Origin of the sequence: Eubacterium sp. LMAG:50 (assembly GCF_008680265.1) — a bacterium.
In the GTDB taxonomy this organism is placed as follows: domain Bacteria; phylum Bacillota; class Clostridia; order Lachnospirales; family Lachnospiraceae; genus Eubacterium_U; species Eubacterium_U album.
The window spans coordinates 23,741-45,605 of record NZ_NALP01000006.1 but is presented as its reverse complement, the minus strand read 5'-3'; the positions used below and the strand labels follow the sequence as shown (position 1 = coordinate 45,605).

General features: G+C 31.2%; 21 protein-coding genes and 1 tRNA gene. 1 reads left to right on the top strand and 21 read right to left on the bottom strand.

Annotated features, from left to right (window positions below):
- Positions 1-7: 7 nt before the first annotated feature.
- The 18 genes from CCC31_RS02970 to CCC31_RS02885 all read right to left on the bottom strand — a co-directional run bounded on the left by CCC31_RS02970 (position 8) and on the right by CCC31_RS02885 (position 18,577).
- Positions 8-646 (bottom strand): HAD family hydrolase, encoded by a 639-nt coding sequence (locus CCC31_RS02970; RefSeq protein WP_147585893.1) that lies wholly within the window; start codon positions 644-646, stop codon positions 8-10.
- 303 nt (positions 647-949) lie between these two features.
- A complete protein-coding gene (gene hisIE, locus CCC31_RS02965) occupies positions 950-2,218 on the bottom strand; it encodes a bifunctional phosphoribosyl-AMP cyclohydrolase/phosphoribosyl-ATP diphosphatase HisIE (RefSeq protein WP_022089571.1) in 1,269 nt (422 codons plus the stop codon).
- Positions 2,219-2,221: 3 nt separating this feature from the next.
- A complete protein-coding gene (gene hisB, locus CCC31_RS02960) occupies positions 2,222-2,809 on the bottom strand; it encodes an imidazoleglycerol-phosphate dehydratase HisB (protein WP_117909346.1) in 588 nt (195 codons plus the stop codon).
- 15 nt (positions 2,810-2,824) lie between these two features.
- Positions 2,825-4,132, bottom strand: coding sequence for a histidinol dehydrogenase (gene hisD, locus CCC31_RS02955; RefSeq protein WP_290849595.1), 1,308 nt, complete (start codon positions 4,130-4,132; stop codon positions 2,825-2,827).
- Positions 4,133-4,193: 61 nt separating this feature from the next.
- Positions 4,194-4,832 (bottom strand): ATP phosphoribosyltransferase, encoded by a 639-nt coding sequence (gene hisG, locus CCC31_RS02950; protein WP_022089568.1) that lies wholly within the window; start codon positions 4,830-4,832, stop codon positions 4,194-4,196.
- A gap of 13 nt (positions 4,833-4,845) precedes the next feature.
- Positions 4,846-6,051: an ATP phosphoribosyltransferase regulatory subunit gene (hisZ, locus tag CCC31_RS02945; protein ID WP_260978834.1), complete on the bottom strand. Its 1,206-nt coding sequence runs from the start codon at positions 6,049-6,051 to the stop codon at positions 4,846-4,848.
- 90 nt (positions 6,052-6,141) lie between these two features.
- The gene (locus CCC31_RS02940; protein ID WP_022089566.1) at positions 6,142-6,678 is read right to left on the bottom strand and encodes a Holliday junction resolvase RecU; all 537 of its coding nucleotides are present in this window, start codon (positions 6,676-6,678) and stop codon (positions 6,142-6,144) included.
- 10 nt (positions 6,679-6,688) lie between these two features.
- A complete protein-coding gene (locus CCC31_RS02935) occupies positions 6,689-7,675 on the bottom strand; it encodes an RluA family pseudouridine synthase (protein ID WP_290849592.1) in 987 nt (328 codons plus the stop codon).
- Between the two features lie 131 nt (positions 7,676-7,806).
- Positions 7,807-8,580 (bottom strand): SDR family NAD(P)-dependent oxidoreductase, encoded by a 774-nt coding sequence (locus CCC31_RS02930; RefSeq protein ID WP_022089564.1) that lies wholly within the window; start codon positions 8,578-8,580, stop codon positions 7,807-7,809.
- Positions 8,577-9,287 (bottom strand): pseudouridine synthase, encoded by a 711-nt coding sequence (locus CCC31_RS02925; protein WP_290849589.1) that lies wholly within the window; start codon positions 9,285-9,287, stop codon positions 8,577-8,579. The genes CCC31_RS02930 and CCC31_RS02925 overlap by 4 nt, the downstream gene beginning before the upstream one ends.
- A 283-nt stretch (positions 9,288-9,570) precedes the next feature.
- Positions 9,571-9,993 (bottom strand): hypothetical protein, encoded by a 423-nt coding sequence (locus tag CCC31_RS02920; RefSeq protein ID WP_117909340.1) that lies wholly within the window; start codon positions 9,991-9,993, stop codon positions 9,571-9,573.
- A gap of 142 nt (positions 9,994-10,135) precedes the next feature.
- A complete protein-coding gene (locus tag CCC31_RS02915; RefSeq protein ID WP_022089561.1) occupies positions 10,136-10,510 on the bottom strand; it encodes a RidA family protein in 375 nt (124 codons plus the stop codon).
- Between the two features lie 146 nt (positions 10,511-10,656).
- The gene (locus tag CCC31_RS02910) at positions 10,657-12,606 is read right to left on the bottom strand and encodes an ABC transporter ATP-binding protein (protein ID WP_022089560.1); all 1,950 of its coding nucleotides are present in this window, start codon (positions 12,604-12,606) and stop codon (positions 10,657-10,659) included.
- Entirely contained in the window at positions 12,606-14,375 is a 1,770-nt protein-coding gene (locus CCC31_RS02905; RefSeq protein WP_290849587.1) for an ABC transporter ATP-binding protein, read from the bottom strand. Before CCC31_RS02905 ends, CCC31_RS02910 begins: the two co-directional genes overlap by 1 nt.
- A 10-nt stretch (positions 14,376-14,385) precedes the next feature.
- Positions 14,386-14,805 carry a MarR family transcriptional regulator gene (locus CCC31_RS02900; protein WP_290849585.1) on the bottom strand — a complete coding sequence of 140 codons (420 nt, stop codon included), beginning with the start codon at positions 14,803-14,805 and terminating at the stop codon, positions 14,386-14,388.
- An 85-nt stretch (positions 14,806-14,890) separates the two neighbouring features.
- A complete protein-coding gene (gene coaE / locus CCC31_RS02895) occupies positions 14,891-15,472 on the bottom strand; it encodes a dephospho-CoA kinase (protein WP_260978841.1) in 582 nt (193 codons plus the stop codon).
- 75 nt (positions 15,473-15,547) lie between these two features.
- Positions 15,548-18,184: a DNA polymerase I gene (polA, locus tag CCC31_RS02890; protein ID WP_290849583.1), complete on the bottom strand. Its 2,637-nt coding sequence runs from the start codon at positions 18,182-18,184 to the stop codon at positions 15,548-15,550.
- A 27-nt stretch (positions 18,185-18,211) separates the two neighbouring features.
- On the bottom strand, positions 18,212-18,577 hold the full coding sequence (locus CCC31_RS02885; RefSeq protein ID WP_158562646.1) for a zf-HC2 domain-containing protein: 366 nt from the start codon (positions 18,575-18,577) through the stop codon (positions 18,212-18,214).
- Between the two features lie 148 nt (positions 18,578-18,725).
- Here CCC31_RS02885 and CCC31_RS02880 point away from each other — a divergent pair.
- Positions 18,726-18,807, top strand: a tRNA-Leu gene (locus CCC31_RS02880).
- A 219-nt stretch (positions 18,808-19,026) separates the two neighbouring features.
- Here the strand turns inward: CCC31_RS02880 and CCC31_RS02875 are convergent.
- From CCC31_RS02875 to CCC31_RS02865, 3 genes are all read right to left on the bottom strand, one after another.
- On the bottom strand, positions 19,027-20,625 hold the full coding sequence (locus CCC31_RS02875) for a chitobiase/beta-hexosaminidase C-terminal domain-containing protein (RefSeq protein ID WP_290849581.1): 1,599 nt from the start codon (positions 20,623-20,625) through the stop codon (positions 19,027-19,029).
- 73 nt (positions 20,626-20,698) lie between these two features.
- Complete coding sequence (locus tag CCC31_RS02870) at positions 20,699-21,313, bottom strand: epoxyqueuosine reductase QueH (protein ID WP_022089553.1); 615 nt, start codon at positions 21,311-21,313, stop codon at positions 20,699-20,701.
- A 44-nt stretch (positions 21,314-21,357) separates the two neighbouring features.
- Positions 21,358-21,810 carry an NUDIX hydrolase gene (locus tag CCC31_RS02865; protein ID WP_022089552.1) on the bottom strand — a complete coding sequence of 151 codons (453 nt, stop codon included), beginning with the start codon at positions 21,808-21,810 and terminating at the stop codon, positions 21,358-21,360.
- Positions 21,811-21,865 lie beyond the last annotated feature (55 nt).

Sequence of the window (21,865 nt, the reverse complement as noted above, 5' to 3'; positions counted from 1 at the left end):
ATCTATCCTACTTTTCTACTAATTTGTCTATTAAATCAGGCAATTCATTTAATCCCTGAATTTCTTCTTCATCACCATCTATATTTCCGAATCCGTATGCTGCAAATATAAATGGGATTCCAGCTGCCATTGTTGCATCATAATCGCCTTGTGTATCTCCAACATAAAATGCCTTATCAAGATTATTTCTTTCAATTACCAATCTGATGTTGTCAGCTTTCGGCTTTCCTGTTCTTCCCGGATTTTCAAAATCAGTTACATATTTTCCTAAATTTGTAACCTTTAAAAATGCCTCTATATATCCAGCCTGACAGTTGCTGACAATATAAACGCTATATTTTTCATTCAATTTCTTAAATGTATCTTTAATGTCAGGGTACAACACACCTGAATGTGTAAGTAAATATTCATTTTCGTAATCGCAACATTCCTGCAAAATCTTGTAGCGACGTTCTACAGGTATATTTGGTAAAAGATCATCAGCAATTGTTTCCATAAGTTTACCCATCTGCTGTTCTAACTCTTTAGTTGTTAGTCTTAAATCAATGTCATCATATCTCTCAAAGACAACATTCCATGATTCTGCTATCTGCTTTGTAGCATTCCATAAAGTGCCATCTAAATCAAATATAATTCCTGTCTTCATTTTTTTACTCCATTTCTTATACTATTATGAATAACTGACCCCAAAACATTAGATTAATTTTTATTGTAGCATTAGAAAAACATTTATATTTCTTTAGTAATTTAATACAATAAAATCATTTTTACTTATATTAATATAATACTATATCACCAAAAATTTTACAACTATAGTTATCCTAATGGGTCGAATTCTGTTAAACATAAGTTGATTCTTTAAACTATCTATTATCATAATTATTATAAAAACAAAAGAACCACCCTTAAGCAGTTCTTTTTGTAAATAAATATATAAATATTATATCCATTATCTTCGTGATAATTCCTTAGTGATTTCTTTCCATGTAACTCCCTTTTCAGCCATTAATACCATTACATGATATAAAAAGTCAGATATTTCATATTTAACTTCCTGTGGATCCGGATTTTTTGCTGCAATTACAATTTCAGTTGCTTCTTCTCCGACTTTCTTTAATATCTTATCAATTCCCTTATCAAATAAGTAATTAGTATATGAACCTTCTTTAGGATTTACCTTTCTGTCTAAAATTGTCTTATATACATCTTCAAATACATGAATTGGATTTGATTCATCAAACTCTTTCTTAACAAGTTCATTAAAGAAGCATGTGTCTGCTCCTGTATGACACGGAACTCCAACCTGATGTACTTTAGCTAACATTGTATCTAAATCACAATCCATAGACAATTCCTTTACATACTGGAAATGACCGGATGTTAATCCTTTTACCCATATTTCATTACGGCTTCTGCTAAAATATGTCATTTTTCCCGTCTTAATTGTAAGATTAAATGCCTCTTCATTCATATATGCAAGCATTAATACCTTATCAGTCTTATAGTCCTGAACAATTACAGGAATCATTCCATCACTATTAGTCTTAAATTTGTCAAATGTAATCTTTGATTCTAAAACATCAACTTTTACATCTTCATCTTTTAACTGAGCCTTGAAATTCATATAATCAAATGCCTCATCTAATCCTGCATGTGAAACACCATACACTTTTTCTTCTTTTGCAAATGAAATAATATCCTCAAAACTATACATACAGTCATAAGCTAAAACCCTTATGCCATATCCTAAAGCTTCTCTTGCACAATTATTTGCAATAATAAGAGATGCTCCATCATATTTTAATGTTTTTATTTTGTTCATATCAAAAGTACTGTCTATCATTACAGCAATCTTGTCACTTCCAAATCTTTCAGAAGCCTCAGATACTAATTCAAGATTACTTTCTTTATTTCCGTCTAAAATCGCTTTCTTAGCACCTGTATATATGTATTTCTTTACATCTTCAAGTCTTTTAATATTTCCGCCAACTAATATCGGAATATCCACCGCATCAGCAATAGAAACCATTGTTCCAATATTGTTATCATGTTGAGAATCTGTTTCTGATATATCAAAAATAATTAATTCATCAGCTCCTCTGTTATTATACAAAGTTGCAAGTGCTACTGCATCTCCGTCACCAACAATTTCCATTGTATTTTTATTTACGACCTTTCCATCTTTTAAATAAATGGAAGGAATAATTCTAAAACTCATTTATTATAAACTTCCTTTCGTAGATAGTACATCTTCAATTCTTTCATCAATCATTGTTGCATTGTCCAGTGATTTGGAAAATGCTTTAAAAATCCCTTCAATCATATGGTGATTATTACCGGATTCAAGCATTTTTATATGTAAATTCATTCCTACAGCATATGCTATGGCATGGAAAAATTCTTTTACCATTTCAGTATCAAATTCGCCAACTTTATCTACTGTAAATTCAGCATCAAAATTTAAATAAGGTCTTCCTGACAAATCAAGCGAACATAGCACCAAAGATTCATCCATCGGTAAAATTACAGAGCCATATCTTTTGATTGATTTTTTATCTCCAAGTGCCTGTTTTATGGCAATACCAAGAGCAATTCCCGTATCCTCAATTGTATGATGGCAATCAACAAATAAATCTCCTTTAACTTTTACATCTAAATCAAATAAACCATGTCTTGCAAAATTATTAAGCATATGGTCAAAAAAGCCAATTCCTGTATCAATATTAGCCTTTCCCTTTCCATCTATATTAAATGTAATATCAATCTGGGTTTCATTTGTCTTTCTGCTGTAAGTACCTACTCTGTTCATATACCGCTACCTTCCTTATATTTCATCATTTTCATCGAATCTTACACGAATAGAATTTGCATGAGCTGTTAATCCTTCAGCCTTTGCAAACTTCTGAATATCTTCGCTTATAGGTTCTAATGCCTGTCTTGAATATGAAATAATACTTGATTTCTTAATAAAATCATCAACACTAAGTGGCGAGAAGAATTTTGCTGTTCCATTAGTCGGTAAAACATGGTTTGGTCCTGCAAAATAATCTCCAAGTGGTTCTGAGCTATATTCTCCAAGGAAAATAGCCCCTGCATTTCTAATTTTTGTCATTACATCAAACGGATTTTTAGTAACAATTTCTAAATGTTCACTTGCAATATCATTTGCAACAGAAATTGCTTCATCTAATGTATCAACAACTAAAATATATCCAAAATTTTCTAATGATTTTTCAAGTATTGCTTTTCTTGATAATTTAGAAACAAACATATCTGTATATTCTGATACTTTTTTTGCCAAATCCATACTTGTTGTCACTAAAATTGCTGACGCTAATTCATCATGTTCTGCCTGTGAGAGCAAATCTGCAGCAACATATCTTGGATTTGATGTTTCGTCTGCTAACACAAGGATTTCACTTGGCCCTGCAACGCTGTCAATACTTACATAACCAAATACTGCCTTTTTAGCAAGAGCAACATAAATATTTCCAGGGCCTACAATTTTATCAACCTTAGGAATGCTTTCAGTTCCAAATGCCAAAGCAGCAATCGCCTGTGCTCCACCTACTTTATAAATTACATCTACACCTGCTTCATTTGCAGCTACGAGTGTTCCGGGATTAACTTTTCCATCTTTTCCCGGAGGTGTTACCATACATATTCTGTCAACACCGGCAACCTTTGCAGGAATAATGTTCATTAATACAGATGATGGATATGCTGCCTTTCCACCAGGTACATATACACCTACTTTTTCAAGTGCAGTAACTTTCTGACCTAAAATTGTTCCATCAGGCTTGCTGTCAAACCAACTGTATTGACGCTGTTTTTCATGATATTCCCTTATATTTTTAATTGCTTTTCTAATAACATCTACTAATTCAGAATTTTCAAGAGAATTATACGCTTCCTCAATTTCTTCCTTTGTTACCACGATATTATCTGCATTAATATCTGCCTTGTCAAATTTTGCTGTATATTCAAAAACAGCCTTGTCTCCATTTTCTTTAACATTATTAAGTATTTCATTTACACTGTCATTATAACTTCCGTAATTATTAGGACTTCTTTTAAGTAAATCAGTCAAAATATTTTTCTTAGAAGCTTCATCTAACTTTACAATACGCATAATTTCTTCTCCTTTTACCACATACTACTATACATCAAATTTACAATAATTTATATAGGAATTATTTAATATTAGCCCTCAAATCCTTTATGATTTTTCTAATTCTTTCATCTTCCATCTTCATGCTTACCTGGTTAACAACCATTCTTGCTGATAAAGGACAAACTTTTTCTAATACAGTAAGTCCATTTTCTTTTAATGTTGTACCTGTTTCTACAATATCAACTATTACTTCTGATAAACCAACAATAGGCGCAAGTTCTACTGAACCATTAAGTTTAATAATTTCAACTGTCTGATGTTTTTTATTATAGAAATAATCTTTTGCAATATTTGGATATTTTGAAGCAACTCTTATCATTCCATGATTTTTTAATAAATCTCTCGCAGATTCAGGACCACATACACACATGTTGCATTTTCCAAATCCTAAATCTAATACTTCGTACAATTTTCTCCCTTCTTCAAGAATTGTATCTGCTCCTACAATTCCTATATCAGCAGCTCCATATTCAACGTATGTAGGTACATCACTCGCCTTGCTTAAGAAGAATTTTAATTTTAATTCTTCATTTACAAAAATAAGCTTACGTGTTTTTTCGTCTTTCATTTCTTCACATTCAATACCTATATCTTCAAACATTTTCATTGCTGTTTTAGCTAATCTTCCCTTTGCAAGGGCAAATGTTAAATATCTCATTTTATTTAAACTCCTATAATTCCTTTACACCATCTTTAGATACATATGTTACATTTACAGCTCCGTCTTCTTTTTTGAATTCAACATACTCATCAATTGAAATATTTTCTTTCTTAGGAATAAGCTCTGTCTTAATACCTTTTTCCCTAAGACCTGTAGCAAGCTGCAATGCTGTCTTTCTAAGTTCTGTATCATATATTAACACTTCATATACATAATCTGTATCGCCTTCCATTTTCTGGCTGCTCATAGCCATAAGAAGCTGATCCATATATACTGCAAATCCTATAGCAGCACTATCTTTTCCAAACTGACTTAATAGTTTATCATAGCGGCCACCTGCAACAATTGCATCTCCTGTTCCATATGTGTATGCCTTAAAAATAATTCCTGTATAATAATTAAAATTGCTAAGCATTCCTAAATCAAATGAAATATAATCAGCAACTCCATAATCAACTAAAATAGAATATACTTCCTCTAATTTCTCAATTGCCTTTAATGATTTTTCGTTCGTTGCAAGTTCTTTTGCTTTATCAAGTACATCTGAACTTCCAAATAAAGAAGGCAATTTAAGAAATGTATCTTTTACGTTTGAAGTGATATCTTTAGAATCAAGTAATTCTTCAACACCGAAGAAATTCTTATTTTCAATTCTAACTCTAAGTTCTTCCTCAACATCATCTTCAAATCCACATTCTTCTAAAAGTCCCTTATAGAAGTCAACCTGACCAATTTCAACAAGAAATTTATCAAAGCCTGCACTCTTTAATGAATTTACAACAAGGGCAACCATTTCTGCATCAGCTTCAACTGAATCATCCCCGATTAGTTCACAACCAAGTTGTGTTATTTCCTTTAGTTTTCCCTGTAATTCTGAATTATTAATATATGTATTTGCGTTATAGCAAAGCTTAATAGGTACATTGACATCCATATAATTCTTTGCTGCAATTCTTGCTATTGATGGAGTAAGGTCAGGTCTTAATACCAAAGTATTTCCTTCCCTATCAAAAAACTTATATAAATTCTTTGATGGTACTGAACCTCTTTCCTTATTAAAAATATCAAAGAATTCAAATGTTGGTGTTTGAACATTATGGAATCCATATAAATTAAATATATTATTAATTTTATTTTCTATAGTTAACTTTCTTGCACACTCTTTTCCGTATACGTCTCTTACACCCTCTGGTGTGTGTAATAATTCTTTACTCATTTTTATCTTTCCTTTACACTTTAGCCTGCTAATGTGTTACCACGGTAGCACAGCAAATATAATACAATATATTTTTTTTCGTGTCAATGCCTATTCTTCTCTAGATTCGAGGTCAATATTAATCGTTTCTAAATAATGAACCAGTATACCCGGCGCAGATTTTATTTTATATTTCTTATCTATTTCATCAAATCTGAAACTTTTTCTTCCTCCATTTATACTTCTTTCATAAAATTTTTCTATATCACAGAAAGGAATATAGTACATTTCATTTTTATGACTATAAAATAATATAATAAAAGATACTCCACCCTGTTTTTCAAAATCCTTCATGAATTTAACCTGATGTTCGTGTATGTTCATCATCGGAAATGTATCTGTTGCACATTCTTTGGCATCAAAGCACACTGGTATTCCCTGCACAGCACCTATATAATCTACTGTACTTTGCTGATCAAAATATGCTAATGTTATATGTCTTGTCTGTTGATCAATTCTTACCGGGGTAATTGGTGTTGGAATTTTTTGAATTAACGCCAATCCTTTTTCCCTATAACTTTCATTCGACATATTAATCATATCTTCTAAAGTAGAGCCTCTAAGCCCACGTGAATTCCATGTTCCCATTTTCTTTCCTTTATAAATTTAATCCAATCTCACTAAATACATTTTCAAATAATTGGGGAATTTTAGCTTCGAATGTTTTTTGTTTAAGTTTTTTTAATTCATCCGGCATTTCATCAAATTTAAGTTGCCAGGCGTGTAATAGTTGATATTTTACACCACATTTTTTTCTGAAAATTTCATTAATATCTGCTCTTCCATATTTGGTATCTCCTATTATAGGATGTATAACGGATGCAAGATGCGCTCTTATCTGATGCGGTTTTCCCGTAATAAGTTTAACTTTCAAAATAGTATATTTGCCATTTGTTTTTAAACATTCATATTCTGTTTCTATATATGAACTTTCTTTCAATGGTTTATCGTATATTTTCACCTTGTTAGATTTAGAATCTTTTGTCAAATATCCTTTAATCTTTGTTTTTCCATTAATTTCTCCCGAAACGACTGTAATATAGTATTTGCCAAATGTTCTATCTTTTAACATATCCGACATCACCTGTAGTCCTAATAAACTTTTTCCTGCAATTAACAGACCGCTTGTATTTCTGTCTAGTCTGTTGCAAATGCCCGGCTTAAAAGTTTCTAATTCATTTTCACTAAGCTGTTTTGTATCTAGTAAATATTCGATTATATATTCATTCATTGAAATATCATTCTTCTTTGCTTTTTGGCTTAAAACGCCTGCCGGTTTATTTACTATAATTACATTTTCATCTTCGTAAACTACATCTAATGAAATTTTATGCGTTGCCTTGCCAGATGCTTCAATATTTTTTGAACTTCTAAACTTATCTATAGTTTCATCTGTCATAAATATTTTCACACAGTCTCCAACTGCAAGTTTGTCTTTTCCGTCAGATTTTTTATTGTTTAATGTAATATTCTTTTTTCTAAGCATCTTATACACAAAGCTGGCAGGTGCAGCGTTAAAATACTTAAAAAGTAACTTGTCAAAACGTTGCCCTGCCTCATTTTTATTTATAATTATTTCTCTCATTTTATCTCCTAATGCTGATAATCAGTCACGTTTTATGTTATAGCATTTTGATTAATATAAATTTTAACTATTATAAATTCTTTGCATTTTAATTTATCAATTATTCTTGTAACAATGTCAAATTTAAATATTTATTTTTTCAATTTATGCATTAAATTCAATAATTCGATTATAAAACGATGTGGAACAACTTTGGCTAAAACTCTATAAGCTCTCATTGTCCTTCCATAAACTGAAATTTCTTTACATCTTATACTATCGTCTATTGCCTTACTTACAACTGCTTTCTGGTCAGCCATAAACAATTTCTTAAATGCATAAACAGTTCCATATCTTTCTGCTTTATTAAAAAATGGAGTATTAACAGGTCCCGGACATACTGCAGTAACATATATTCCTAAATCTTTTAATTCTCCTCTTAAAGCTCTTGAAAAACTCAATACATATGATTTAGTAGCACAATAAACTGCAAATCCCGGCTGTGGATTAAATGCCCCTGCCGAAGCTATATTAATAATTCTTGAATTAACTGCCATAAACGGAATGCAATCATGCGTCAAAGAAGTTAAAGCTCTGCAGTTGACATCAATCATGCTTAAATTATCATTATATGAAATTCTGTCAAAATCTCCAACCATTCCAAATCCGGCACAATTTACAAGCATCTTTACCTCCGGCTGTATATTGTTTATTTCCTGTACAAGTGGAAACAATGCCTTTCTGGAATTAAAATCAGCAATAAAATTTCTTGTTTTTGTATGCATTTTCTTTTTTGTTTTTGCTAATTCCTCTTCATTTCTTCCGACAAGCCAATATTCGTCAATTGAATGTAATTTTTTGTCTAATTGTAATGCAAATTCTCTTCCCATTCCGGAAGATGCTCCTGTAATAATCACTATTCTCATACATTGCCTCCAATCTGCGCAATTTCCTGCACTGTAAGTTCTCTATAATCGCCTAACATAAGTGTATCATCAAGTTTTAGTTTTCCCATTGATATACGTTTTAAATATATAACTTCCATACCTATGGCTTTAAACATTCTCTTAACCTGATGAAATTTACCCTCTGTTATTGTTAGCTCAATTTCTGAAATATCATCTGATTTTAAAATGCTTAATACCGCAGGCTTAGTTAATTTCTTTTCACCTATATCCAGTCCTTCTTTAAAAAGTTCAATATGCTCATTTTTCACTCTGCCATTAATCTTTGCATAATATGTTTTATCAATATGTTTTGTTGGTGAAGTAAGAATATGTGCTAGCTCACCATCATTCATGATAAGCAAAAGCCCTTCCGTATCCTTATCTAATCTACCAACAGGAAACAAACCTTTTGATATAGATGCGTCAAATAAATCCATTACTGTTCTATCTCTTGAATCTTTAACGGCAGTTACGACACCTGCCGGTTTATTAAGCATATAATATATATTTTTCTTATAAGCAATTGTTTTACCATTAACGGAAATTATATCCTTTGTTTCATCTATGTGCAGTTCCGGTTTTTTTATAATATCTCCGTTAACATCAACGCATCCTTTTCTGATATATTGTTTAACCTGACTGCGGCTGCCAATATTCATATCACACAAATATTTGTCTAGTCTCAATGCCCTACTCCCTTTTTAAATATATTTACTATTCTACCACTATTAAAGAAATCATGCTATTATGATTTTTTATTTTTATACAAAATGTAATGTTTTTATGTAATCTATGATTATGTATATATATATCTTTTATTAATTTTTAAGTCGTTTTTACGTATGCATCAAAGTTGAGGAATTTTGACTTCGACATTTTTTATAAATAAGCAAAAAACTGCTCCATATCGCTGACAGGAACAGTTTTTGCGTATAAATCAATATTTAATTTTTATTACATATAACAAAACTACTTATTTAATTTATAATAAATTTTCCTAACCTGTTCAATCTGTTCAGGTGTCATCTTTAATGTTGGAGAATTTATATTATCATCTGTATTAGAATTCTCTATAATGAGAACAGTACTTCCTTTCTCAGGTGTATGTGTGTGGAACGTTCCTCTCTTTACATTATATATTTTAAGTGGTTCCATCTTTATACCGTCTATTTCTGATATGACATCACCATTTCCACCTGTAAATAAAGTACATTCGCCTGCTAAAAGCACAAAAACCTCATCCGTTTCATCATGCTTTTGCATTTTATCTAAATTCTTAACTTCTAATTCTTCGCAATAACGAAGTTCTGCAACCCTCCATGACTGATATGTAATTAAAGGTAAATATCCTTCACCATCATAAGAGCACACATCTATCCATTCTTTTTTCATCGCTTCTCCTTCTCTACTTTTATATTTAATATGTTAGGGCCCAAGGCCCCAACTTTGATGCATGCGGTTTGTTCCGTGTTACGCACTCACACAATCCTATCTAATCATATTTTACAAATTATAAAGGCAGATTTTAATATAATTAATCTACAACTGCAATAACTTCTACTTCACAAAGAACATTTTTAGGAAGCTGCTTTACTGCTACACAACTTCTTGCAGGTTTTCCTGTAAAATATTTTTCATAAATTCCATTAAAAGTTGTAAAATCTTCCATATTTGCTAAGAAACATGTTGTTTTAATTGTGTTTTCATAATCTACACCGGCTGCATTTAAAATTGCCCCTAAATTTTTCATTACCTGAGTAGTCTGTTCTTCAATTGTTGTCCCAACAATTTCACCTGTTGCAGGATTTAATGCAATTTGTCCTGATGTATATAAAATTCCATTTGCAATAACTGCCTGTGAATAAGGTCCTATTGCTGCAGGGGCCTTGTCTGTGATAATCTTCTTCATGTTAAATTCCTCCTATAACTAATATGTATAGCCTCTTTTTATCAAAGACTAATTGTCGAAAACTTTCACAAAATTAAGTTTGTTGATTTTGTTTCCTAATTATATTTCTCTCAATAAATGCTATCAAATCGCATCTAAAAAGTCAATTATGCAAGTGCTTTATTTCCTGTGTAAAGTTGATAATATTTACCCTTTTGTTCAATTAGTTCATCATGAGTTCCTCTTTCAATAATACGTCCCTGTTCAAGTACCATTATACAGTCAGAATTCTTTACAGTTGATAATCTGTGGGCGATAACAAATGTTGTTCTTCCCTTCATCAGTTTATCCATACCTTCCTGTACTAATTTTTCAGTTCGTGTATCAATTGAACTTGTAGCTTCATCCAAAATTAATACCGGTGGGTCAGCAATTGCTGCTCTTGCGATTGCCAATAACTGTCGCTGTCCCTGAGATAAGTTTGCACCATCTCCTGTTAACATCGTGTCATATCCATTAGGAAGGCTCATAATAAAATTATGTGCATTTGCCAGCTTAGCAGCAGCCTCAATTTCTTCCCGGGTAGCGTCAAGTTTACCAAAAGAAATATTTTCAGCCACAGTTCCCGTAAACAAATGTGTATCCTGTAATACAATTCCTAAAGAATGTCTCAAATCATCTTTCTTGATTTTGTTTATGTTAATACCATCATATCTGATTTTTCCATCCTGAATATCATAAAATCTATTAATAAGATTTGTGATAGTTGTTTTACCTGCACCTGTAGAGCCTACAAATGCAATCTTCTGTCCAGGTGTTGCAAACAAATCTACATTATGAAGTACAATTTTGTCATCGTTATATCCAAAGTCAACATCATCAAATACAACATCACCTTTTAACTGTTTGTATTCTACTGTTCCGTCTGCCTGGTGAATATGTTTCCATGCCCAGATTCCTGTCTTTTCTTTTGCTTCAACAAGTTTATCGCCTTCGAATTTTGCATTTACTAATGTTACATAACCATCATCTGTTTCAGGTGTTTCATCTAACAGCTTAAATATTCTGTCAGCACCCGCTAATGCCATAACAATTGCATTTACCTGCTGACTAATCTGATTTATAGGCATTGAAAAATTCTTATTAAATGTAAGGAAACTTACCAATCCACCCAATGTTAATGCATTACCTAAAAATGTAACTTTATTTATTGCTAAAAATCCACCTACAATCGCTGTCAATGCATAACTTACATTCCCAAGCTGAGCATTTATAGGTCCTAATATATTTGCAAATTTATTTGCATTATTTGCACTGTTATATAGCTGATTATTTATTTCAACAAAATCGTTAATATTTATCTCTTCATGGTTGAATACTTTAACTACTTTCTGTCCTTCCATCATTTCTTCGATAAATCCATTAACTTTACCTATATCTTTTTGCTGCTTAATAAAATATTTACCACTAAGTCCTGCTGATTTTTTTGTTGCATATAGCATAATCGCAATCATAATTAAAGTTACAATTGTTAAAGGTATACTTAATGCAACCATGCTGGCAAATACCGTAACAATTGTTATACCACTATTTAAAAACTGTGGCATACTCTGACTAATCATCTGTCTTAATGTGTCAATATCATTTGTATACATAGACATAATGTCACCATGTGAGTGGGTGTCAAAGTATTTGATTGGAAGTTTTTCCATATGTTCAAACATCTGATTTCTTAAATTTCTTAAAGTACCCTGCGTAACATAAACCATTATTCTGTTATACGCAAATGTAGATAGTGCACCTATTCCATAAAATATGGCTACTTTTACCATTGCATGCATAAGTGGTGTATAATTAGGGGCTCCGCCGGCGTTTAAAGTTTTAACCATTGGTATTATATAAATATCTATAAGATTTTTTGTAAACCATGTTCCCTGAACGTTTGCTACTACACTAACTACTATGCAAATTGCAACTATTATAAGAGCTACTCCATAAGATTTGAACAGCATACCAAATAATCGTTTCATAATAATTCCGGGATTTTCAACCTTTGGCTTTGGCCCACGGCATCTGCCACCTGGTCCGCCTTTGAATTCTTTTACCTTTTCAGCCATTACTGTTCACCTCCATTCTCATCAAAATCTCCACTTCCTTCAGTCTGAGATTCGTACACATCTTTATATATTTCATTATTCTTTAATAATTCTTCGTGAGTTCCAAATCCATTTATTTTACCATTTTCCATTACTATTATTTTGTCTGCACTTTCAATACTTGAAATACGTTGTGCAATAATAAATTTTGTAGTATTTGGAATTTCCTGCGCAAATGCTTTTCTGATTTTTGCATCAGTTGCTGTATCAACAGCACTTGTTGAGTCATCTAATATAAGAATTTTAGGTTTCTTTAACAACGCTCTTGCTATACAAATTCTTTGTTTCTGACCACCTGATACATTTGTACCACCCTGTTCAATATATGTATTGTATTTTTCAGGAAACTTTTCAATAAATTCATCTGCACACGCAAGCTTACATGCAGCTACACATTCTTCTTCAGTTGCGTTTTCATCTCCCCAACGAAGGTTATCTAAAATAGTTCCGCTAAAAAGTACGTTTTTCTGCAAAACTACAGAAACCTCGTTTCGCAATGTATCTAAATCGTATTCTCTTACGTCTTTTCCACCAACTAAAACTTTTCCTTTGTTAACATCATATAAACGACATATAAGGTTAACAAGACTTGTTTTAGCACTACCTGTTCCACCGATAATACCTATTGTTTCTCCAGATTTAATATCTAAATTAATGTCTTTTAAAACATAGTTCTTACCATTTTCTTTGTATTTAAAATTAACATTGTCAAATTTTACACTTCCATCTTTTATTTCAAATATAGGATTTTGAGGGTTTGTAATGCTGCTCTTTTCGTCTAATACTTCTACAATACGTTTTGCACTTGCAGCACTCATTGTTACCATAACAAATACCATCGAAAGCATCATTAAACTCATAAGAATATTCATACAGTATGCAAGCAAACTTGTTAGTTCTCCTGTATCGAGCGTAGGATTTGCATTCACAATCATGTGTGCACCTACCCAGCTTATTAAAAGAATACATGTATACACTGTTATCTGCATTACAGGTGAATTATAAGAAATAATTGTTTCTGCTTTTACAAACATGTTATATACATTATTACTTGCCTTATGAAACTTATCTGTTTCATATTCTTCTCTTACATAAGCTTTAACTACACGAATTGCTGATACATTTTCCTGCACGCTTTCGTTTAAATCATCATATTTTCTAAAAACCTGTTTAAAATATTTATTTGCATTTAACATAATAAATACTAAAATAATTCCTAAAATTATAACTGCAATTAAATATATTGTTGCAATTCTTGGGCTTATGTAAAATGCCATTGCCATAGCACATATCATACTAAATGGTGCTCTAATACACATTCTAAGAATCATCTGATATGCATTCTGTACATTAGTAACATCCGTTGTCATTCTTGTTACAAGTCCTGATGTACTAAATTTGTCAATATTTGCAAATGAAAATGTCTGAATATTTCTAAACATTGCTTCACGCAAATTTTTAGCAAATCCTGTGGATGCCTTAGCACCTGTAATTCCTCCACCCATTCCTGCAATTAGACCTAATAATGCAAAAACAAACATTATTACACCCATCATTACAATATAATTAGTGTCACCTTTTCCATTATTTCCATTAATTCCATTATTAATAATTAAGCCCATAATAAATGGAATTAATGTTTCAAAAATTACTTCTCCAATCATAAATATAGGAGTTAATATTGAAGCCGTTTTATACTCTTTGACTTCCTGTAATAATCTTTTAATCATAACGTTCTCCTTAATCCTTTAAATTATCAATAGCCTTATTTAACAATCTGTAAAAAGTTTCCTTTTCTTCGTCAGTAAAGGATTTGACCACTCTGCTTTCCATAATTTCTCTTCCCCTTTCCATTTCATAACTTATATCCTCTGCTTTTTTTGTCAAAAATATATTCCTGCATCTTCGATTATCTTCATCTACAACAACTCTAACCAATCCTTTTTCCTGCATTCTTTTCAAAAGCCCAATAGTTGTAGAATGCTGAATATCAAGTTCATTCGAAATATCTTTTTGAGTTATTTTCATCTTGGGATTATCTTCTATGAAACGTAAAACACGCATTTGAGAAAAAGTCAGTCCGACTCTTTCAAGTTCCTGATTAAAATTTTGTTTGAATACTTTATCAAGTTTCTTAATTAATATTCCATAATGTTCCAAATTTTCACCTCATACTAAAAAATCTTACAACATGTAGCACGCTACATATTGTAAGATTTTTTCATCTTTAAGTCAATAATTTATTTTAACAAAATTGTGAAGAAAGTATGAAATCTATCTGTTCATGTGTTTCTTCTTCGCTATTAGAGTTGTCTATAAACTCATCTGAAACACGATTAAATTCTTCTTCGGACATTTGATTCATAATAACGTTTCTTGTCTTTTCTTCACTATATCCTCTGCTATCCATCAATCTCTTAATTCTTTTTTCTAAATCACAATAAACATACCATATTTCATCGCACATTTTATCAATACCACTTCCAATTAAGATAGCTGACTCAACAATAACAAGTTGATTTGAACTATTATTGATTCTGTCAGTTATTTCCTTAATTGTTCCCGGATGAGTAATATTGTTTAATGTCTCTAATTTTTTTGCATCATTAAATACAATTTTCGCGAGTTTTTTTCTGTCTATATTATCATCTTTATCTAGGCTCTCGGGAAATTCTCGTATCACCTTATTGTATACTTCATTTCCCTTTTCCATGATTTCTTTAGCCACCTTATCAGCTTCGATTATATAAGCATTGTATTTTTCTTTTAAATATGTGAGGACTGTAGACTTTCCACAGCCCACACCACCTACTATTCCTATTATCATTTTTTGTTTCCTTATTAGATGTATATTAAATACATTTTTTATTGTTATTTATAATTTTGTATTATGAAGTAATCTTTAATGAGCTTCATTCCAGTTGTTCCCAACTTCAACCTCAACTTCTAACGCCACACGCAAATCAGCCGCATTCTTCATATTATCAACTAAAATTTGTTTTATCTGTTCCACTTCATCTTTGTAAGCTTCAACCAACAATTCATCATGAACCTGCAATACTATCTTTGATTTTAAATTTTGTTCTTTTAAAGCTTTGTCCACGTTAATCATTGCGATTTTCATAATATCTGCAGCTGTTCCCTGAATCGGTGCATTCATGGCAACTCTTTCCCCAAACGATTTTTGCATAAAATTGCCACTTTTCAATTCCGGTATAGGACGTCTTCTTCCAAATAAAGTAACTGAATAGCCTTTTTCTTTTGCACTTTCGACAGCATCATCCAAATATTTTTTTACGCCCGGATAACTTACAAAATAGTCCTTGATATATTTATCAGCCTCTTTTCTACTGATTGATAAATCCTGGCTTAATCCAAATGAACTGATTCCATAAACAATTCCAAAATTTACTGCTTTAGCATTGCTTCTCTGTTCTTTAGTAACTTCATCTAAAGGTACATTAAATACCAAAGATGCTGTGCTTTGATGTATATCCTTTGCTTCTTTATAAGCATTTATCAGATTCTCATCATCTGACATATGAGCTAAAATTCTAAGTTCAATCTGAGAATAATCTGCATCTACAAACACACATCCTTCTTTTGGAACAAATACTTTTCTAACTTCTCTACCAAGTGCAGTTCTAACAGGAATGTTCTGAAGATTTGGATCAGTACTGCTGATTCTTCCTGTCGCAGTAATTGTCTGATTAAATTTGCCATGAATTCTACCATCTTCTTCTATAAACCCGGCAAGTCCATCTGCATAAGTTGATTTTAATTTTGTAACCTGTCTGTAAGATAATATTTTTTCAACAAACGGATAATCCGGCTTTAATTTTTCTAAAACATCCGCAGATGTCGAATAACCTGTTTTTGTCTTTTTGCCACCCGGAAGACCCATTTCGTTAAATAAAATTTCACCAAGCTGTTTAGGTGAATTTATTTTAAATTCATGTCCGGCCTCTTTATAAATTTCTTCTTCAAGCGTTTTAATACTTTCAGCTAGCTTATCACCATATTCTTTTAATGAATCAGCCTCAACCTTAATACCTGTTTTTTCCATATCATACAATGCATACGTCAAAGGAACCTCAATCTTTTCATATAAATCTATCATTCCTTCGTTTTCTAATTTTTCTTTTAAAGGTTCAATAGATTTATACAATACATAAGAATTATATGAAGCATATTTAGAAATATTATCTATGTTTTCTAAAACACTTTTATCCTTTTTATAATTTGCGAAAATTTCATCATATGCAGGCACTTCAAACTCTAAATAGTCTCTTGCTATATCATCATATTCGTAAGTAGATTTCAAGGGATTAAGTAAATATGCTGCAATTCCTGCATCAAATAATTTATTTTCAGTCTCCGTTTCTACAAATCTAAGATTACTTTTTATATCATTCACACTAACTTCTACGGCATTACTTACAATGTAATTTAATTTTTCTTTTAAATATTCACCTGTTATAAACCCACTTACAGGAATATAGTATGTTTCATCATCACTTATAGTTATAGAAATTCCTCTGATTTCATCATTATTTAAATCGATAAACAATCCAACTTTCTTTAATTTTTGAATTTCTGACAATAGATTTTCAACTTCACCAAAATCCTCCATTAACTTAAAGTTTTCTTCAAAAGTATTTTCTGTGCTTATTGAATCAAATTTAGAAATCATGCTTTTAAATTCAAATTTCTTTACCATTGCAAGTGCTTCTTTATTAAACATATCTTCTAAAACACAATCAGATATTTTCACTTCAACAGGTACGCTTGTATTTATAGTAGCAAGTGTTTTGCTCATTTGGGCCATATCAAAATGTTCTTTTAAAGCTTCTCTGTTTCTTTTATTTTTTATATCATCTGCATGTTCAAATGCATTTTCAATAGAACCATATTCACTTATAATTGTAGTTGCACCTTTTTCTCCAATCCCCGGAACTCCTGGAATATTATCAGAAGAATCTCCCATAAGTGCCTTCACATCAATAAATTCCTTAGGTGTCACGCTGTATTTTTCTAATACCTGTGTAACATTATAATCTTCAATTTCTGTTTTTCCTTTTTTTGTTTTAGGGATTCTGATTTTAACATGTTCTGTTGCTAACTGAAGTAAATCTCTATCTCCTGAAATAACAGACACCTCAAGTCCCTGCTCTTCACCTGCTTTAGATAGTGTTCCAAGTATATCATCAGCTTCAAATCCAGCAAGTTCAGTTGTTTTAATATTCAAAGCCTTAAGCATTTCTTTCATCAAAGGTACCTGCTGTTTTAATTCAGGAAGCATTGGCTTTCTTGTACCCTTGTATTCTTTGTACATTTCATGCCTAAATGTAGGTTGATGTACATCAAATGCAACGCATAAATATTTTGGATTTTCCTCATCAATAATTTTAAACAAAATATTTAAAAAACCAAAAATAGCATTTGTATGTGTTCCTTCAGAATTTGTAAAATCAGGGACACCATAAAATGCTCTGTTTAAAATACTATGTCCATCTATTAATACTAATTTATCTCTCACTTGATTTCTCCATTTCCATCTGTTTATTTATATATATCCAATAAGAACGCCAATCAAAAATCCAATTATACATATAACTATAATGCCACATACAACAATTGATATTTTAGTTGCCCACTTTTGTTTTTTTTGTTTTGTAAACCATTCATCATAAAAACTGAATATATCTTCTAATTCCTGGTCATACCCAACATCCTCTCCACTATTGTCAGGTGCCGGTACATCACCTAAACCTCTATTAATTAAATAATATAATTCTAAATCTTCCCTACATTTTTTACAGGTTCTTGCATGTTCAATAAATTCTTCAAGTTCATCTGTATATTCAATTTTATCAAAAATAAAATCATGAATTAAATTTTGAAATTCTCTGCATTCCATACATTTATTCATAACAAGTAATTTACTTATTATTCTCCTTTTTACACAAAAATTCAACCTCTTTGCAATACCATTATAATACATCATTTACTATTACACGTCAAAGCAAAAAAGTAATTGACTTTTTTATATATCAATGTTACAATCTATTTCGTTGTATGCGGATGTGTCGGAATGGCAGACGAAGCAGACTCAAAATCTGCCGGGGTTTCCCCGTGCGGGTTCAAGTCCCGCCATCCGCATTATATAAAAGGCACAAGATATATCTTGTGCCTTTTTGTTATGCACAATGAGTCAAATACTATCAGCCTTTTGCTTGCAAAAAAGGCTGATAGTATTTGACGAATGTATAATCACTGAGAAGCAGCGTAGCGGATTCGAAGTGTTATTCATGGCAAAGCCATGTGCATAAAGAAAATTGCCAGCTTTATATTTTTTTAAGCTGGCAATTTATATTTACATTATTTAATTTCAACTAATGAATACGAATCTCCAGATACATTTGCTCTAAAACATGCCCCTGTGTCGCATGAAATTGCGTATGTATCTTCTTTTGTTATTGAACCTGAATCAGATTCTATTGAAAACGAAACAATATAGTAGTTCTTTTTTTCTACTTTGGCAATACTCTTATACGTAAAGTAAGCTACATCACCATTTTTATACTCACCATATTCATTTTCCATTGTTTTATTTTTTACAAGAATTGTTGTAAGCATGCTTACTGCCTGATCATATGAATATTCATATACTTCTTCGTAATCATAAACTCTTGTTACAACTTTACTGTATATTCCTTCAGAATTCATTGCAATAAATGAAAATACCGTATTTCCTTTTGGCATCTTAATTTCTTTTGTATATTCTGTTGATTTAGAATCAGGAATACTTCCATCTTTAGTATAATATATTTTGCAATCTGCATCGGCAGTTACCGTTATTTTCTTCTGAGTATCATAAACTCCGCTGTCAATGCTTACCACTGGCATATTTACTGTAGGAAACTCTAATCTATATCTGGCAGTCAATTCTTTACTACTCTTTCCATTTGAATCAATAGAAATAGCTTTAATAGTATAAGTACCCTGTTTTTCAAATTTAATTGGCGTGGAATACTTTATACTATCTTCTGATGGTTCTGAACTATCGAGAGTATAATATATATCCAAATTATTAGATACATGTAATGATATTTCTATCGGCTTGCTATATGTTCCTGTTTCCACACTTGGATTTGGAATTGTTCCATCAAAATTAGACAATTTTTCTTTAATGGAATAATCTTCAACCGAATCAATTAATTTATCAATTTTATCACTCATATCATTATTTTGATACAAAATAATCAACGCTTCATAATATGATATTTCTTTTGGGTTTAATGAAATAAGTTTCTCAAGAACACTAATTTCTTCATCGGCATATTCACCCATATATTCATAGCAATGCCATAATTTTTCATATACAGACACTCTTTCTGAATTATTTATTGCGTGATTAGATGCACTATTATATTGAGTCGCTGCAGCTGCATAGTTTTTAGCATCGTAATAATCGTTTCCTGCTTTATAATACTTATTAAACTTTTCTTCATTTTTTGATCTTGTAAACAGCACAACAGAAACAACTATTACAGCTGCAAATAATATTCCTAATATTGTTAATATAATTATATTCTTTTTGCTTTTCTTTTTAGGCTTTTTATTTACACTTTGATAAGATGGTTCATCGTTCTTAATTCTCGATTTCTGATTGTCAAATCTATTTATCTGAGGCTCTTTTTTCTTTTCATTTTCTTCAAAAGTATTCTCTTCAAAATCAATCGGTTTTCTATTAATCGGGGTTTCCATTACATCTTTTTTATGTAAATCAATATTGGTCTTTGTGGCATTTAAATCTGGACTAATCCCGCTTACTATTCTGGTTGCAGAGAGATCATCATTATTCAAATCAATATTATTGACGGTCTCATTGTCACCATTTGAATATAACGGTGCTCCACAAACAACACAAAAAGATTGATCACTTTCGCATTTTGCTCCACATTTTGGACAATTCATAATTACATCTCCTTCTTAATTATGGATTTTACTTGAATATATCATAATTACCATTTCTTTGTAAACATATACTCTATTCATCTCTCTGTGAATATACACATCCACAGTAATTTTGTCGATATAAATCATACTCTTTCGACAACTCTATCGATCTTTTATAACCCTCTTTCTTCTTAAAGTCTGAAAACAAATATGGAATTTTATATTCTATCGACAGTTTTTCTCCAATAGAATTTAATTTTTCTGAGTTTTTTAATGGGCTAATGGATAAAGTTGTTGTAAAGAAATCAAAGTTCTTTTCTGATGCATACTTTGCAGCCTTTCTTAGGCGAAGTTCATAACATCTAAAGCATCTTTCTCCTCCCTCTTTACATTCTTCATATCCTTTTGCAATATCATAAAATTCTCCATCGTCATATTCCATAATCTCCAAATCTACTTCATTAACCAATGGCATTTCTTTAATAAGTCTCTCTAATTCTGAGGCTCTATAATCATATTCCTTCTTTGTTGATATATTAGGATTATAAAACAAGACTGTAATCAAAAAATAATTTGATAAATATTCAAGAACATAACTGCTACATGGTGCACAACATGCATGAAGTAACAATTTAGGTTTTTCATTATTTTTTACAATTCCATTAATTGTTTTTTCTAATTCCTTTTGATAATTTATTTTATTCATTTACATATAAAGAGGCCTATGCGGATGCAAATGCCTCTACTTCCTTATAAATATTTTTTATTTCCCCATAAATTTTGTCTTTTCAACTCAAGATACTCATTATATCCTTTTTCAAGTATCTGCTTTTCATTAGGAAATTTCAGCAAATGATAAGCTTCTATAAACTTATAGTATCCTGAATCAAGGAAATATTCTTCTCTTTGTGGCCTGCTGTAGTAACTATCCGCCATCATTAAATACCAATGAACTTCTTTATGAACTGTATCGCCTGGTATGTTAAAATTATATTCGCTTTTTCCGATATACTTAACAATATGTGCATTAACTCCTGTTTCTTCACACACTTCACGCAATGCAGTCTGTTTATACTCTTCTCCCTGTTCAACCGTACCTTTTGGCAAAACCCATCCTTCATATCGATTCTTATAATTCTTATATAAAGTTAATATTTTGCCACGAAATATTACAACACCACCACAACTTACTGCTTTCTGCATAACAATCCTCCTGTAAGTCAATATGTTTATGGTGTTCATATGCTTGAGAGTTGCC